Origin of the sequence: Bacillus sp. HMA207 (genome assembly GCF_003402455.1) — a bacterium.
In the GTDB taxonomy this organism is placed as follows: domain Bacteria; phylum Bacillota; class Bacilli; order Bacillales; family Bacillaceae_G; genus Bacillus_A; species Bacillus_A cereus.
This window is the reverse complement of sequence record NZ_BEZT01000001.1, coordinates 2,261,425-2,276,740: the sequence shown is the minus strand read 5'-3', so window position 1 is coordinate 2,276,740 and position 15,316 is coordinate 2,261,425. Positions and strand designations below refer to the sequence as shown.

The following is a 15,316-nucleotide window of genomic DNA, read 5'->3' as shown; positions in this document are numbered from 1 at the left end:
TTTATCAAAATACGATACTGTGGCATGTTTATTCATTGGAGTAATTAAATTTTGTTAAGGATGAAATTCAATAAAAGCGTTATTTTAATAGGCTGTTACGAAATTTAATTTGAAAGGCACATCCAAATGATAAAAAAAGAGCACTATAAAATCAGTGCTCTTTTTATTAGAAATTGCTTAGTTCTTAAAAATAAAATCATTACGGACAATTCACAATGGTAATAATGACGCTAGCCATTGTTCCAGGAGAATCAAGAAGAGAAGCAGTAACGGTTACTGTTCCAGGCCCATTAGCGGCTAGAAATACAGCGGTAAAGTTACCTGAGGCATTGGTAATGACAGCAAGAGGAACCATGAAAGCAAGAGATGGGTTACTAAACGAAAAACTGACCACTACCCCTGGAGTAGGAATACCGTTTACTAATATTTGACCCGAAAAAAATAAAGTATTATTTCCTTGAGTGGATACACATGCTGTGGTTTCGTTAGAAGTCAAGGTAATAGATGCAGGTCCAGCAGGAAGATTAAATCCAGTTGGTCCAGTTGGTCCAGTTGATCCAGTTGGTCCAGTTGGTCCAGTTGATCCAGTTGGTCCAGTTGGTCCAGTTGATCCAGTTGGTCCAGTTGGTCCAGTTGATCCAGTTGATCCAGTTGATCCGGTTGGTCCAGTTGATCCAGTTGATCCAGTTGATCCGGTTGGTCCGGTTGATCCGGTTGATCCGGTTGGCCCAGTCGGTCCAGTTGATCCGGTTAATCCAGTAGCTCCTGTAGAACCGGTGGGACCGGTAGGGAATTGAAAAGGTTGAACAGTTGGAAGTGTAGGTCCAATAGAACCGGGATTAAGTGCAGCAAAAGATAAAAACTCGTCCATTATTTATCACCTCTAAAAATCGTATTACTAATAGTAAATGTAATGATAGAGCAAAGTGAAACGGACAAGCGGTTTTATTTTAACAAATTAAACAAAGTAGTTATATGATAGAAAGAGAGATTAGTATGATTCCTTTAGAAATTAAATACAAAAAGGCGATTATCTTCAAATCGCCTTTTAGGTAATGCCGTGTAATTTTATTCAGTTATTTGAAATATAGTTTCATTCGGTTTGGAAAATCCATACAGTTTCCTTGCGAATTTTAAAATTTCTTCTTCACTACTTGTTAAAGCCTTGACATCCTTGTTAAGGGAATGACCATCCTTCTTTACAGAAGATAATTTTTGTTGTTCCGTATTAAGTGTGATTTGTTTTTCTTTAATCATTTCTTGTTGGTTATTCAGAGAATATTGAAGGACAAAAATTATAGGTAATATAAAAGCCAAAGTAGTTATAATACGGCGTCTTGTTTTTTTTATACTACCTTGTTGGGTATTAGGATTCACTTGCTGTGAGGGTATATTAGGATTTGATTGGTGTGATGATACTTTTGGGATGTGTCCCATTAAAATGCCTCCATTACTGATTGTCGAATTTAAACCGTTTAATAGTATTATAAATGTTCAATAAGGATTTTAGAAGATATTTTAATATAGGTGAGTTTTGTAAAGTTTAAACAAAATCTTTATTTAAATAAAAGAAACCCCGCTTGTCTCTGGGGTTTCTGAAGGCAATGAAAGTACTCGACTAATTAAAGATTCCATGAATTTTTTGCTGAAAATACTGGTGAATTCGTCTGAAGTAATGAGGGCATCTAAAGCTTTATACGTACGTGAAGTAATTAAAAATCGATTTATAAGAGTTAGCTTGTTTTTTCTTAATAGCCCACCTAATCAGTAAATACATATGTCTGTTGAAATCTTTACGTGTTCATTGATAAAAAGCTGATTATATTCAGTCAGCTTTTTGTATAATACATTCTAGTATTTATCGGTTCCAAAAGACATATTCTTTCCTTTAAGTTGGCATCGAAAATATTACCAATTTTTCCTTTTACAATGGCAACAAATAAAGAAACATTTACAACGACACTTATTTCGTTTAGAACTCCAATCATCATCACGATGATACTTTTCTTTAGATTTCCACCAATCATCATTACAATGTTTTTCCTGAGAACTCCAATCGTCATCACAATGACACTTTTCTTTAGATTTCCACCAATCATCATTACAATGCTTTTTCTGAGAACTCCAATTATCATCACAATGATGTTTTTCTTTAGATTTCCACCAATCATCACAACAATGCTTTTTCTGAGAACTCCAGCAATCATTTTTCCAGGACATTTATTTCTACCTCCTTTCAATAGTGTTCATATTATTCTATGTTTTAATAAAAAAATGGCTTGTTTATTAACCTACTATTTTATCTTTATATGATAGAGTGTCTTCTACTCGATATAGAATTCATACAAACTATGCTAATTTTTAAGAGAAAGTGGAGAGAACTACTACTAGTTATGGTATTTTTCAATAAACACTTGTTGAAGAAAATGTTCTGATTACAAATAATATCTTATTTTCGAGTACGCTTTTTAAATGTATATTTCACAATGAAAAATGGGAAATCCACAAATAAAGTCTATGTATATGTGAGTTAATGGGAAAATCTAGTGTGTTTTTAAGGGGCGTCTTATTTAAAAGAAAAAAGGTTTGTTTTAGAAAGTGGTGTCTAAACATTAAATGGAGTAGGACTAAATTCACGGCCGCTCATTAAAAAGCTTTTAATTAGGAGAAGTCTGTTTTTATAATGAATAATGAAAAGAAAGTTTGGTACAATTGTTTGTTTTTTTCTTTTTATGTGTTTGCCTCGTACCCTTTTAAGCTAGTGGACATACTTTACTAATAGAAAGGATTAGGGGGTGAGGTATTGGGTTCTCGATTTAATAATTGTAAAAAGAAGTGTACATGTAAACAAGATGATTGTTGGGAAGTATTCGAAGAGTGTAAAAAAGAACAGCATGAGAAATGTGATAATTCTTGTGTACAAGGAATTAGAGATGAACTTAAGAAATTAATTAATCGAACAGTTCAAATTAATACAGAGGGACGTACTTATGTAGGTACTGTTTCGTCTGTAAGTTGTGATGTAGTTAGGCTTGCGGCTATTCCTGGATCGGTTGGAGTAATTATTTCCATTTGCAAAATTGAAGCAATTTTCCCACCGGTTACAACGGTTACTGCTGACTTTGATTTTAATGGTATTGATGTAGCAAACAAAGCATAATTATGCTACTTTTTTGTAAAGCCATTCACATGAATGGCTTTATTTTAATTTTATATAAAAGGAGAATATATTCTTTATATAGAAATAAGTTTGAGGTTATAAAGCATGATGTACGAAAGGAGCAAGGAAGTGATTAAACTAGAAAGCTTTAAGAAATCTGATTTTAAACAATTAATAAATTGGATTAATTCCGAAGAATTTCTAATACAATGGTCAGGAAATGCATTCACATTTCCTTTAGACGAACAGCAATTAGAGAAGTATATAGAAAGTGCAAATACACTCGCTTTCAAAGTGGTAGATGAAGAGACTTCAGACGTTATTGGACATATTTCGCTTGGGCAAATAGATAATATTAATAAGTCCGCTAGAATTGGAAAAGTATTAGTTGGTAATACGAAGATGAGAGGACGTTCTATAGGAAAACATATGATGAAAGCAGTACTTCATATTGCTTTTGACGAATTAAAACTACATAGAGTAACTCTTGGTGTGTATGATTTTAATACATCGGCCATTTCATGTTACGAAAAAATAGGGTTTGTAAAAGAAGGCTTATTAAGAGAGTCAAAAAGAGTAGGAGAAACGTATTGGAATTTATGGGAAATGAGTATGTTAGAATATGAATGGAAGAAGTAGCAACGATAGTAATTTATAATTATATTATGTTAACAAAGGGGTTTGGTGGGTATAGTGGATAATAAAACAAAAATAATTTCAATTGCAGCTGTTTCGGGGGGAGGTAAAACTACAATTACAGAAAGATTAAAGCATAAGTTTAAAAACTCAAAAGCTCTATATTTTGATAGTTACACATTTGATAAATCTCCTGCTGATATTTGTAAATGGATTGATGATGGGGCGAATTACGACGAGTGGGTATTAACACCATTAATTCATGATATTGAGCAACTTATACAAAATAATACCTTAGACTATATTATTGTAGATTATCCTTTTGCATACTTAAATAGTGAGATGCGAAAATTCATTGATGTAACTATATTTATTGATACGCCTTTAGATATTGCGATGGCTAGAAGGATTTTGCGAGATTTTAAGGAAGGTACAATAGATGAAATACATAATGATTTGGAACATTACATGACATATGCGAGAAAAGCTTATTTAGAGGCAATTCATACTGTTAAGCCGAATTCAGATATCATATTGGATGGTTCTTTATCTGTAAGTGAAATAATTAATCACGCTGTAGAGGAACTTGGCCGAAGAGAAGTGATTGTCAATGGTTAAATGTATAACAGATGCTGTTAGGTGGATAATTGAAGTAAGGGAGAGATAAATGTGTACACTTTATTTCAATATAATTGGCAAGTAAGAGATGATTGGTTTAAGTGGTGTGAACAACTTTCAGAGGAAGATTTACTTTGCAAACTGGGGGTATGTTAGAAACATTATTTCATATTGTAGATGTAGAGTATAGTTGGATTAGTGCTCTTCAAGGATAAGAAGATAGAGAACAGCAATTTAAAGATTATCAATCGATTCAAAAAGTGAAAGCGTTATTTAATTTATATAAACGAGAACTTGAAGTTTTTTTGCAGTCATAATTATCTAGCCTAGGATGCTAGCACACTTAAAATAAGCCGTATAAAAAGTTAATCATTGTGTGCTTTGATTATATAATGTCGGCGAAATAAATAGTGTGAAGGACAGCTATCTTAACAAGTGTTTCATGTAACGTTCATATACTTTAATTTTTTATAATTAATTAAATTTGAATTTTGTTTGTTGTTAAGAAAAGGTGAGAAGAAAATAAAAAAAGAGGGCTAATGCCCTCTTTTTCTTTTAATTTGGTAATTAATCACAGATTGGTATCCCAAGCACTCTTAGAGCTAATGCTACTTGAAGGGAAATCTCTAATCTAGCAATTTCAATACCAGCTACTGAAAGAACTAAAAAAGGTTGTCCATTTACAAATACAACGCAACTATCCATAGTTAAACCTCCTTTCTAGTAATTTACTATAGTATATGAGTAGAACTTTAAAATGTAATAGTTCAATTGTTGGATTTAATAGAATTAATAGATTAACCCATTTAAACTAAACAAACGAACACAACGAAAGGAAACAGAGATGGATGTATGCCTCAAAAAACATAAGTTTTAAGACATGTAATGGGATATGAAATTCATCATATTGGTCAGCTGTCTGTATGGGCGAGGAAGTTAAACTTGCAACCAGTTTCAGCAAATTTGCTTGGAAGAGGATGATAGAATTAAAAACCGACTTGCATCTCAAGCGCAAGTCGGTTTTATATATATAAGAAGATTTCTTAATTGAAATCCTCGGATTTTTTCTGACGTATATGTAAAAACATTAAGGTGGTAATGATTAAAAAAATCATTATAGTTTGTATAATTAAATTTTTAAACTGAAGCAATATTGTCCAAGATGTAAGGGCGTCTTTAAAAGCTTGGAGTGCAGAGTACGAGGAAGGATCAAAACCATACTGGAGCAACTTTTTTGTTTCAATAAATGAAATGTTTTCTTCATCTGCATCTAATATTACTGAAATTAGTCTAGTATCTCCAAGTTTTACTGTACTGACAAAACTATAATTACCGTTAGTTGAAAAACTAGTTTGTAAGCCATCAACACCTTGAAGTTTAATGTTTTCATTAAGGGAATATATCATTTTATTCGTATTGAAAACCTGGGAATCTTTGAAGGTAAATTGGTAAGAGGTTAGTTTCGTAATATTCAATACATCTGGAAAATCTTTTACTAATCGTGCTGCTAGTTTAGCTGCGTCTATCGCTGTTGTAGTTGATTGTTTATTTGTATTATTATTAATTCCAGTAGAGTTTAGAAATGGAGATGGTTGTAATAACTTTAGTTCTTTTGCTTTTTTATTCATTAATACTGTAAAGTTATCTTCATTTCCAGCAATGTGTTCTGCTAGGGCGAGTGCAGAACGATTATTCCCTGCCAGTAGCAATGCATGAAGTAAATCACGAACCGTTGTTTTATCATTCGATGTTACTTGTATAGGGCTTGTTTCTACTCGGAAAACTTCGTTACTTATTTGTACGAAGTCATCTAACTGTATTTTTCTATCATTTAGTTGCTCCAATACGATATATTCTGTCATTAATTTAGATAAAGCAGCTGATTGTACTGGAGTTTCTTCATTTTTTTTATAAACAATTTCACCTGAATTAGCATTTATTAAAATAGCTGATTTAGCTTGAATAATCGGACCATTTACATAAAGATAAAAATATAAAACGATAAGTGCAGTAATAAAAAAAGATAATAATAAAATAGCGAATTTCTTTAAGAATTGCATAAGCGATCCTCCTATTATGACATCAATAATAGTATTGTAAAAAGGAATGCTTAATTAGGAAGAAAGAAAAGGTAAAGAATTTCTAAAGAATTATAAAGGATTATTAAATTTAGGGTAATTATGGAAAAAGTTCAATTTCTTATATGGTAAGAAATTGAACTTTTTATTTGTAATATTAACATTTGTATGGGAGTAGTTTTACAGTGAATGTTGTTTTTTCGTCATCACTATATACTTCAATTGTTCCTTTATGCAATTCGACTATACTTTTTGCAATTGCTAATCCAAGTCCAGATCCACCAGTGTTTGTAGAGCGAGATTTCTCAACGCGATAAAAACGTTCAAAAATATGAGGTAAATCCGTACTAGGAATAGGTTGTCCGTAATTTGTTATATCAATTGTAATCATATTATTGCTTTCATAAGCAGTAAGGTCAATATAGCGACCTTCGCTTCCATAAGCGATAGCGTTTATAATAAGATTTTCAAACACACGCACTAATTTGTCACCATCAGCTAATACCATGAGCTTTTGAGACGGGAAAGAAGGCCGACATTCTATATTAGCTTCTTGAAATTGTATACGGAATTGAACAGTTAATTGTCCAAGTAACTCTACAATATCAATAGGAACAGAATACAAGCTTAATTCTTTATTTTGAACACGTGTATATTCGAACAAGTCATTCATTAATGCATTAAGACGAGTTACCTTATCGTAAATGACTTGAATATAGTATCGCAATTCCACTTCATCTCTATAATTATCATGATGGATTAAATTTACGTATCCAACTATAGAAGTAAGGGGAGTGCGTAAGTCATGTGATACATTTGTAATAAGTTCACTTTTTGCTTGTTCAGCTTGTCTTTCTTCATCAATGGAGACTTTTAATTGTTCAACAATTTCATTGACCCCGATTGCTAATTCTTCTAGATAATTATGATTTACAATAGAAACTTTATGATTGAAGTTTCCATTTGCAATATAACGAATTTCTTCTATCATTTTTTTTATACAAGTTTCATAATAAAGTTTTTTCTCGTGACGATAAAAAATGTAAAGATAGGATGAAAAAATAGAAAATAAAAACAAATAAGATACAATCATCATCCATAAAGACTCTTTAATCCCTTTATACTTTTCATAACCAAAAATTCGAATGAATTCTTTACCGAGTTCGGTTAGAGTAAGTGAACTTTCAATTACACTCGTAACGAGGCGATAAATAATTAATTCAGTAATAGGAGTGAGTGTGATAGCTAATAAAAGCCAAAAAATAAGTTTCCATTTAGGAATATCTTTTAATATATCAAATGCTTCATTTCTCAATTTTATAGCCAACTCCCCAAACAGTATGAATAAATTTTTCTCCATTTATTACTGTTTCAAGTTTATCTCGTAAGTTGCTAATATGGACCATTACCGTCTTATTTGAACCATAACCATCTTCATTCCAAACGCGTTCGAAAATTTCTTCTGAACTAAATACTCTTCCTGTATTACTCGCAAGTAAATATAAAATATCGAATTCAATAGAGGTTAGTTTAATGTACTCTCCATTTACTTTAACTGTATGATTATGTTTATGTATTTCAACAGAGCGAATACGAATAATACCATCTTCATTCTTTTGCGAAGTAGCATTTTGGAAAGAGGATCTTCGTAATAAAGCTTTCACTCTAGCTACTAATTCTAATGGATTGAATGGTTTGATCATATAATCATCGGCACCTGTCATAAGGCCTAATATTTTATCCATATCTTCTGCTTTTGCACTAAGCATTAGAATTGGTACAGTATTATTTTCACGCACTTCCTGACAAACTTCTAATCCGTTTCGTTTTGGCATCATAATATCCAAAATCATAAGGTCAACTTCATATGTAGAAACCTTTTGCAATGCTTCATCGCCATCATAAGCTTTATAAATGTTATAGCCTTCATTTCGCAAATAAACAGCAAGTAATTCAACAATTTCTTTATCATCATCAATAATTAATATGTTTTTATTCATTGTGTAGTTCCTTTCCTTACAAATCATCAACATTACTATAATATCAAACATTTATGTACTTGTAGCGATGATTCTGTATAAAATTTCATGTAACGTATTAAAAAGGAGTAAAAAGATTAATATCGAATATAAAATAACAAAGATATTTAGATTCTACATTATAATGAAAGGTAGTTATAAGGGGGATTTTCTATGTTATGTAATGATAAATATTCATTTACTCCAACTGGAAAAATAGAAAATGATATTAAAGCTTTTCTACTAAAATATAATAAAGAGTTTACATATAAACATTCAATTCGTGTGGCAAATGAGGCAAAAAAGATTGCAGAAAAGTTTCACGTAGATAAAGAAAAAGCAGCAATTGCAGGATATTTACATGATATTAGTGGCATTTTTCCAAACGAGGAGCGGATTGCAGTTGCTGAAGAATTTGGTGTAGAAATAGTGGAAGCGGAAAGAAAGTTTCCTATGATTATTCATCAAAAATTATCGAGGGTAATCGCAAAAGAAATATTTAAAGTCGAAGATGAAGAGATTTTAAATGCAATTTGTTGCCATACAACGTTGCGTAAACATGCAACGAAGATGGATTTAGTATTATTTGTTGCAGATAAAATAGAATGGGATCAAAAAGGGACACCACCATATTTAATAGAAATAAAAAAAGGATTGGAAAAATCTTTGGAACAAGCAGCTTTTGTATATATTTCATATTTGTGGGAAAGGAAAGATACATTGAAAGTTATACACCCGTGGCTAGAAGAAGCATATTGGGATTTAAAAAGAATTGTACAGTAGAAAGGACAAGGAAATGCAATTAAAAGAATATATGAATCAAACATTTCCAGAAGTTACATTAGGCCCCTACTTATTATCTCAGTGGGAAAATCATTTGCATTTTGATTTCGGAAAAGATAAATATCAAATTGTAGAAGGAACCGACAATTTAAATATGGAATACTTTTCTCAACTATATACATATAATAAATTCTTATTTGAAGACATATTTTCAAAAGAAGATGTAGTGTTTGTAGTGACAAATGTTTATAGATTTAAAAAGGAAAACATAAAAACTCCACAGAAAATAAATGTATACAATAAATATATTAAGAAAAGAGATTTAAGATTTCATATAAGACAAGAAACATTACCGTTTCTATTTGAAGATGAAGAAGCAGATTTATATTGTACATATCAATTTTCTTTAAAATGTCTCGTAGAAGATATTAAGTATGAATCGCTTATACAAGCTGCTAATCATGAGGATTTCTCTGCTCTGTATCCTCGATTTGGACGAAAAAAAGAAATTTTTTATCCAGATGTATTTCTCATTAATGCAACGAAAGATATTGTCATGTTTATGTATGATGATAGAGGATGTGAAGTAATTGCGAAGAATAAAGAAATAATACGAGATTTATATAAGAAATACAAAGAATGGATTCCAGATTATGAACGAGAGAGTATAGATAACTTATTTAAATGACAATAGGGGAAGTGAAGCGTGTAATGAAACGTATTGCAATAGTATCTGCATGGGAACCAGAACTGACGTATTTGCATCAACATTATCCGAGTGAACGTGTTGAAAAAAGAGCAGCTTGGGAATTTCATTTTCATACTATTAATGAGCTGGAAATTATATCAGTTGTTACTGGTGTCGGTAAAGTAAGCTGCGCTAGTTGTGTACAATTGTTAATTAGTGAGTTTCAGCCAGATGAGTTGTTTATGACAGGAATATGCGGAAGTTTATCAAACAAGGTGAAAAACGGTCATATTGTAGTCGCACTAAACGCAATACAACATGATGTCACTGCTGCTGGTTCAGGGGAAGATGTTTTTAATTTATATAACGGTAGAACAGCACCTATTGAAACAACAAAATCACTTGTAAGAAGAATAAAAAAAATACGATCATATGATCCGATACATTTCGGTACATTTTTATCCGGAGATCAACGTATTCGTAGTTCGGAAATGAGATATTTACTCCATACTGTATATGGAGCATTGGCAGTTGATCAAGAAGTAGCAGCTTTCGCCTATGTATGCCAAATAAATAAAAAACCATTTCTCTGTTTAAAAGCTGCTTCAGATCAAGCAAATGATAAAACGAAAGAAGAACAAAAAATCTTTAAAATGCTAGCATGTGAAAGAGCATGTGAGCATTTAATTGCTTTTTTACGTGTTTATGAGGTTAATGTAGTAAATAATAGATAGTTTGTTATAAAACAAATCAATAGTGAGTTATATGTAGGGAAATGTCCGCTCATTTCAAATTAAGAGCTGAAATTTATAATAGATGGAATATATTATATGGGTACACGTTGAGTTTAATATAAGCAGTTGGAGGGCAATTTTATATGATTCAATATAAAAGGTGTAGTGAAGTAAATATTGATTTAGTATATGAAGCTTTTAAAGATGGATTTTCAGATTACATTATTAAGATGGAGGTTTCAAAAGAGGATTTTATACAACGTTTTTTGGGACCAGAAGGTAATTTGCTAGAACATTCTTTTCTCGCTTTAGAAGAAGGCAAACCTGTTGGCGTAATACTAGGTGGTATAAAGGATTATGAAAGTATAAAGACTATGCGCTGTGGAACATTAGCGGTTCATCCTAATTACCGCGGTATTGGTGTAAGTCAAAAATTATTTGAACTGCATAAAGAAGAGGCGATTCAACATGGATGTAAGCAACTTTTTCTCGAAGTCATTGTAGGAAACGACCGAGCGATTCATTTTTATAATAAGTTGGGCTATGAAAAAGTGTACGATCTTTCTTATTATAATTTAAATGATTTGACTAAAATAATGAATAAAGATTGTAAGGATATTGAAGTAAAACAATTAGAATTTCCAACTTTTAAAGATGAAATTCAGAAATGGTTAAACTTCCATATAAATTGGCAAAATGATATTGATTATATCAAAAAAACAAATAATTTATTTTATGGTGCATATGTCGATAATGACTTAAAAGGCTCTCTATGTGTAAATAAACAAGGTAAAATTAGTTTTATTTTCGTAGACAAAGATTATAGAAATATTGGTGTTGGGATGAAATTATTACAAGTAGCAAGAGAAGAATTAAATTTATCAAGTTTATCAATTGGGTTTCCTAACAATAATTTACTGGAAGGTTTTCTTAAGAAATGTGGATTTGAAAAGAATTCTTTAGCACAATATGAAATGTATTTATTACTCTAAGAGCGGAAAGATTTATTCTTTTCGCTTTTTATTTTGCTGTTATGTTGGTAAATGCTCCGCAACTATAATTTATAATGAGAGGGATTTTATGTATCCTTAAGTTATTTTTTAAATTGTCAATTTCATGCTAATAATTTTCTTTGTATAATATTCTAATTTTATGTAGAATAGATACGATGGGAGGGGATGAAATGAATAATGGATTAAAGTTTAAGATTTTTGAATTGCATTGTCTCGTTCAAAAGACTTATTCTGATATTAAAATAGCGTGTGATATTGCTATTTATCAAGAAAACACTTCTAAATATTTAATTTCATTAGGATTTTTAAATAAATCATATATGACTTATATAGAAGCAAAAAGATTCTATCGCGAAAATGAAGAGCTTGTAAGTGTAGAATTTGATAATTTCTTTGATATGTATGATAAATTAGAAAACGAATTAAAACAAGTTATTTCAACTGAAGATAAAAATCCTTCATTGTTACATAGCAGACTTGATCAGTTTCAGCAGAAAGTTGAAAATATAAATGACCTAATAAAAGTATTGCAAAATGCTCGTTAATGAATGCTTTTTTCTGTTTGTATAGAAATTATGTATTAAAAACATTTTAGGGATATTACATATTGAAGAGGTGGCTTTTGTAGATTACAAAAGTCATCTTTTTATGTTAGGAATAGATTGTATACATTTTAGCAGTTTCATATAAATAATAGAAATTTATACGAGGTAAATATCATGGGAAATAAAAAAGAAATAGCTATAGTTGCATTAACAACAGGATTCGTTTTAACAAGTGTAACACCATATGGAGTAGGTCATGCAGAGGAACCTGGTCAAATGCAAGTTGAAATTCAAGAGGATTCGTTCCGTACAGGTGATCTGACACAACCATCAAAAAAGGCACCAGAGAATGTAGTGAAAGATGCACTTAAGGAAAATACGGAGCATTCTTTGTCTCCAAAACAAGTTAGTGCAGAAACAGGAGTAGATTACAAGGTTCTTCAAAAACGTGGTTCTTATGATGGAACTACACTTGTGCGCATGCAACAAATATATGAAGGAAAAGAAGTATATGGCCACCAGTTGACTGCTCACGTAGATAAAAAAGGTATTATTAAAAGCATTTCAGGAGCTAGCGCACAAAATTTAACACAAGAAGATTTAAAGAAACCTATTAATTTATCAAAAGAAGAAGCAAAACAATATATTTATAAAAAGTACGGAAACGATACTAAATTTATTTCTGAGCCAGAAGTTAAGGCAGTTATTTTTGTTGATGAAAATCATGGGCAGGCTAGCAATGCATATCAAGTTACATTTGCTGCTACAACACCAAATTATGTATCTGGAACTTATTTAGTGAATGCTCATAATGGTGAAATGTTAAAAGATATGGTACAAGAATCAAGTTTGAAAATAAGTGAAGAGTATGTTGAATCCGTTAAGGAAAATAAAACTAGCAATTTCACATCATTAACTGGAACAGGAAAAGATGATTTAGGCGTAACTCGTACATTTGGTATTTCTAAACAGACCAGTGGGAATTATGCGCTTGCTGATTACACAAGAGGGCAAGGAATTGAGACATATGATGTAAATTATAGAGATATTACAAATGAAGAAAGTTATTATCCTGGTATACTAGCAACTAGCGCTTCAACAACATTTAATGATCCAAAGGCGGTAAGCGCCCATTTCTTAGCAACAAAGGTATACGATTTTTATAAAGAAAAATATAAGCGTAATAGTTTTGATAATAAAGGAAAAAAAGTAGTTTCAGTTGTACATGCATGGGATTCTGGAGGAACAAATGATCCTGAAAATTGGGAGAATGCATTTAGTACTAATATTAATAACATTAGTATGCTTTTATATGGAGATCCCATGGTAAAAGCGTTCGATATAGCCGGTCATGAATTTACACACGCAGTTACATCAAGTGAATCTAACCTTGAATTTTCAGGAGAATCTGGGGCAATTAACGAGGCATTATCTGATATTATGGGAACGGCTATAGAGAAATACATAAATAATGGGGAATTTAACTGGACAATAGGAGAACAAACTGGATCGACTTTTCGTAATATGAAAAATCCAACTGCAATTAATTTTTCAGAAGGACTACCGTATCCGGATGATTATAGTAAATATAATGATTTAAATGGAGAGGATTATGGAGGCGTTCATTTTAACTCAAGTATTATTAATAAAGTTGCGTATTTAATGGCACAAGGTGGTACTCATAACGGTGTAAATGTAAATGGTATTGGTGAAGATAGAATGTTTGATATTTTCTATTATGCAAATACTGATGAATTAAATATGACTTCTAATTTCTCTGAATTGAAATTGGCATGCCTTAAAGTGGCAACTAATAAATATGGAGCGAACTCAATTGAAGTTCAAGCAGTCCAAAATGCTTTTGATGCGGCAAAAATTACAGGAACGGTGAAAGAGAACGAAAAAACAGCAGAAAACCAAGCTCCAGAGTTAACTGTACCGTTTACGATTACACTACGTGTAGGTGATACGTTTGATCCAATGAGAAATGTAAAAGCTGTTGATAAAGAAGATGGTGATTTAACAAATAAAGTAAAGCATAAAGGCGATGTAGATACTTCAAAACCAGGTACATACATTGTGGAATACATGGTTGTTGATTCTCAAGGGCGGAATGCAACGGCAACACAGACTGTAATTGTAGAGGGAAATGGAGAAACATCAGATTTAGAACCTAAATTAACAGTGCCTGTTGGAGCGACAATTCATGTGGGAGATTCATTTGTTCCAATGGCAGAAGTATTAGCTATCGATAAAGAAGACGGTGATCTCACTTCTAAAATCAAAGTTGATGGTGAAGTAGATACAACTAAAGCCGGTACTTACGTATTAACGTACACGGTTACAGATTCTAAAGGTCATGAAGTAACGGCGAAGCAAACTGTAACGGTCAAAGTTAGAGAAGAAGTTAAAAATGATAAACCAATACTAAAAGTACCTGCTACAACTTCAATTACTGAGGGTGTTCAATTTGATCCATTGGTAGGGGTATCAGCTACTGATAAAGAGGACGGTGACCTTACTTCTAAAGTAGCGTATGAAGGAACTATAGATACAACTAAAGCTGGTACTTATGAAATAATATATAGTGTTAGAGATTCCATGGGTAATGAGGTAAATACAATACAAAAAGTATTAGTGAAAGATAAAGAAACTAGCAAAGCTAATGGCCTTACTAATAAGACAAATAACAATAATAGCGATAAAAAAGAATATACATATAAGGAGCTTCCAAAGACGGGTGTAAGTACAACTAACAGTGCAGCAATCGGCATATTGATGATTATTACAGGCACAGTACTCACTTTTGTTCGCAAATTTAGAAAGATACAAAAATAATAGTAGGGATTATTCGTTTGAAGAAAAGAGTTCAGTATTCAAAAGAAATAAAGTAGAAAGTAAATAAAACGAAATATGGATTTTTTACTTATTAAGATTTTAATAGTTAAGCGGTACATTTGGCTTTTATAAAAATTTGCAGTTGGATACTATTCTGTCTACAGAACTATATTACATATAAAACACGTTACTATTCTTTTATTTT

Annotated in this window: 17 protein-coding genes and 3 pseudogenes; 13 read left to right on the top strand and 7 right to left on the bottom strand. The window is 31.5% G+C overall.

Annotated elements, in window-relative coordinates; genetic code table 11:
- The first annotated feature begins 215 nt into the window (after positions 1–215).
- On the top strand, positions 216–431 hold the full coding sequence (locus HMAS_RS28070; RefSeq protein ID WP_048535337.1) for a hypothetical protein: 216 nt from the start codon (positions 216–218) through the stop codon (positions 429–431).
- A gap of 45 nt (positions 432–476) precedes the next feature.
- On the top strand, positions 477–797 hold the full coding sequence (locus HMAS_RS28065; protein ID WP_236603137.1) for a DUF4573 domain-containing protein: 321 nt from the start codon (positions 477–479) through the stop codon (positions 795–797).
- 17 nt (positions 798–814) lie between these two features.
- On the opposite strand, the pseudogene HMAS_RS28060 reads toward HMAS_RS28065, so the two are convergent.
- The 3 genes and pseudogenes from HMAS_RS28060 to HMAS_RS11950 all read right to left on the bottom strand — a co-directional run.
- Positions 815–871, bottom strand: a pseudogene (locus tag HMAS_RS28060) (exosporium leader peptide-containing protein); the annotation flags it as partial.
- A 197-nt stretch (positions 872–1,068) separates the two neighbouring features.
- Positions 1,069–1,437, bottom strand: coding sequence for an FtsB family cell division protein (locus HMAS_RS11955; RefSeq protein ID WP_048535340.1), 369 nt, complete (start codon positions 1,435–1,437; stop codon positions 1,069–1,071).
- 392 nt (positions 1,438–1,829) lie between these two features.
- Positions 1,830–2,207 (bottom strand): hypothetical protein, encoded by a 378-nt coding sequence (locus HMAS_RS11950; protein WP_205420390.1) that lies wholly within the window; start codon positions 2,205–2,207, stop codon positions 1,830–1,832.
- Between the two features lie 596 nt (positions 2,208–2,803).
- Between HMAS_RS11950 and HMAS_RS11945 the strand changes: the two genes are divergently transcribed.
- The 4 genes and pseudogenes from HMAS_RS11945 to HMAS_RS27930 form a co-directional block, all read left to right on the top strand.
- A complete protein-coding gene (locus HMAS_RS11945) occupies positions 2,804–3,160 on the top strand; it encodes a hypothetical protein (RefSeq protein ID WP_000535577.1) in 357 nt (118 codons plus the stop codon).
- 105 nt (positions 3,161–3,265) lie between these two features.
- Positions 3,266–3,799, top strand: coding sequence for a GNAT family N-acetyltransferase (locus HMAS_RS11940; RefSeq protein WP_000990082.1), 534 nt, complete (start codon positions 3,266–3,268; stop codon positions 3,797–3,799).
- 45 nt (positions 3,800–3,844) lie between these two features.
- Positions 3,845–4,414: an AAA family ATPase gene (locus HMAS_RS11935; RefSeq protein WP_000513265.1), complete on the top strand. Its 570-nt coding sequence runs from the start codon at positions 3,845–3,847 to the stop codon at positions 4,412–4,414.
- Between the two features lie 51 nt (positions 4,415–4,465).
- Positions 4,466–4,725: pseudogene (locus HMAS_RS27930) on the top strand (DinB family protein); the annotation flags it as partial.
- A 256-nt stretch (positions 4,726–4,981) separates the two neighbouring features.
- Here HMAS_RS27930 and HMAS_RS11925 read toward each other — a convergent pair.
- Positions 4,982–5,119 carry a DUF3956 domain-containing protein gene (locus HMAS_RS11925; RefSeq protein WP_000376554.1) on the bottom strand — a complete coding sequence of 46 codons (138 nt, stop codon included), beginning with the start codon at positions 5,117–5,119 and terminating at the stop codon, positions 4,982–4,984.
- A 165-nt stretch (positions 5,120–5,284) separates the two neighbouring features.
- Here HMAS_RS11925 and HMAS_RS11920 point away from each other — a divergent pair.
- Positions 5,285–5,395 (top strand): annotated as a pseudogene (locus tag HMAS_RS11920) (DinB family protein); the annotation flags it as partial.
- A gap of 62 nt (positions 5,396–5,457) precedes the next feature.
- Here the strand turns inward: HMAS_RS11920 and HMAS_RS11915 are convergent.
- The 3 genes from HMAS_RS11915 to HMAS_RS11905 all read right to left on the bottom strand — a co-directional run bounded on the left by HMAS_RS11915 (position 5,458) and on the right by HMAS_RS11905 (position 8,492).
- A complete protein-coding gene (locus HMAS_RS11915) occupies positions 5,458–6,474 on the bottom strand; it encodes a D-alanyl-D-alanine carboxypeptidase family protein (protein WP_046392706.1) in 1,017 nt (338 codons plus the stop codon).
- 175 nt (positions 6,475–6,649) lie between these two features.
- Entirely contained in the window at positions 6,650–7,807 is a 1,158-nt protein-coding gene (locus HMAS_RS11910) for a sensor histidine kinase (RefSeq protein WP_001243307.1), read from the bottom strand.
- Positions 7,797–8,492 carry a response regulator transcription factor gene (locus HMAS_RS11905; RefSeq protein ID WP_001038807.1) on the bottom strand — a complete coding sequence of 232 codons (696 nt, stop codon included), beginning with the start codon at positions 8,490–8,492 and terminating at the stop codon, positions 7,797–7,799. The genes HMAS_RS11910 and HMAS_RS11905 overlap by 11 nt, the downstream gene beginning before the upstream one ends.
- Positions 8,493–8,684: 192 nt before the next feature.
- On the opposite strand from HMAS_RS11905, the gene yqeK reads away from it, so the two are divergent.
- The 6 genes from yqeK to HMAS_RS11875 all read left to right on the top strand — a co-directional run bounded on the left by yqeK (position 8,685) and on the right by HMAS_RS11875 (position 15,111).
- Positions 8,685–9,293: a bis(5'-nucleosyl)-tetraphosphatase (symmetrical) YqeK gene (gene yqeK / locus HMAS_RS11900; RefSeq protein ID WP_044307104.1), complete on the top strand. Its 609-nt coding sequence runs from the start codon at positions 8,685–8,687 to the stop codon at positions 9,291–9,293.
- Between the two features lie 13 nt (positions 9,294–9,306).
- The gene (locus tag HMAS_RS11895) at positions 9,307–9,981 is read left to right on the top strand and encodes a DUF3885 domain-containing protein (RefSeq protein WP_025709584.1); all 675 of its coding nucleotides are present in this window, start codon (positions 9,307–9,309) and stop codon (positions 9,979–9,981) included.
- Positions 9,978–10,715, top strand: coding sequence for a 5'-methylthioadenosine/S-adenosylhomocysteine nucleosidase (gene mtnN / locus HMAS_RS11890; RefSeq protein WP_001987381.1), 738 nt, complete (start codon positions 9,978–9,980; stop codon positions 10,713–10,715). The genes HMAS_RS11895 and mtnN overlap by 4 nt, the downstream gene beginning before the upstream one ends.
- A 143-nt stretch (positions 10,716–10,858) precedes the next feature.
- Complete coding sequence (locus tag HMAS_RS11885; protein ID WP_025709583.1) at positions 10,859–11,707, top strand: GNAT family N-acetyltransferase; 849 nt, start codon at positions 10,859–10,861, stop codon at positions 11,705–11,707.
- A 191-nt stretch (positions 11,708–11,898) separates the two neighbouring features.
- Entirely contained in the window at positions 11,899–12,273 is a 375-nt protein-coding gene (locus tag HMAS_RS11880; RefSeq protein ID WP_001059022.1) for a hypothetical protein, read from the top strand.
- Between the two features lie 174 nt (positions 12,274–12,447).
- Positions 12,448–15,111 carry a M4 family metallopeptidase gene (locus HMAS_RS11875; RefSeq protein WP_025709582.1) on the top strand — a complete coding sequence of 888 codons (2,664 nt, stop codon included), beginning with the start codon at positions 12,448–12,450 and terminating at the stop codon, positions 15,109–15,111.
- Positions 15,112–15,316: the final 205 nt, after the last annotated feature.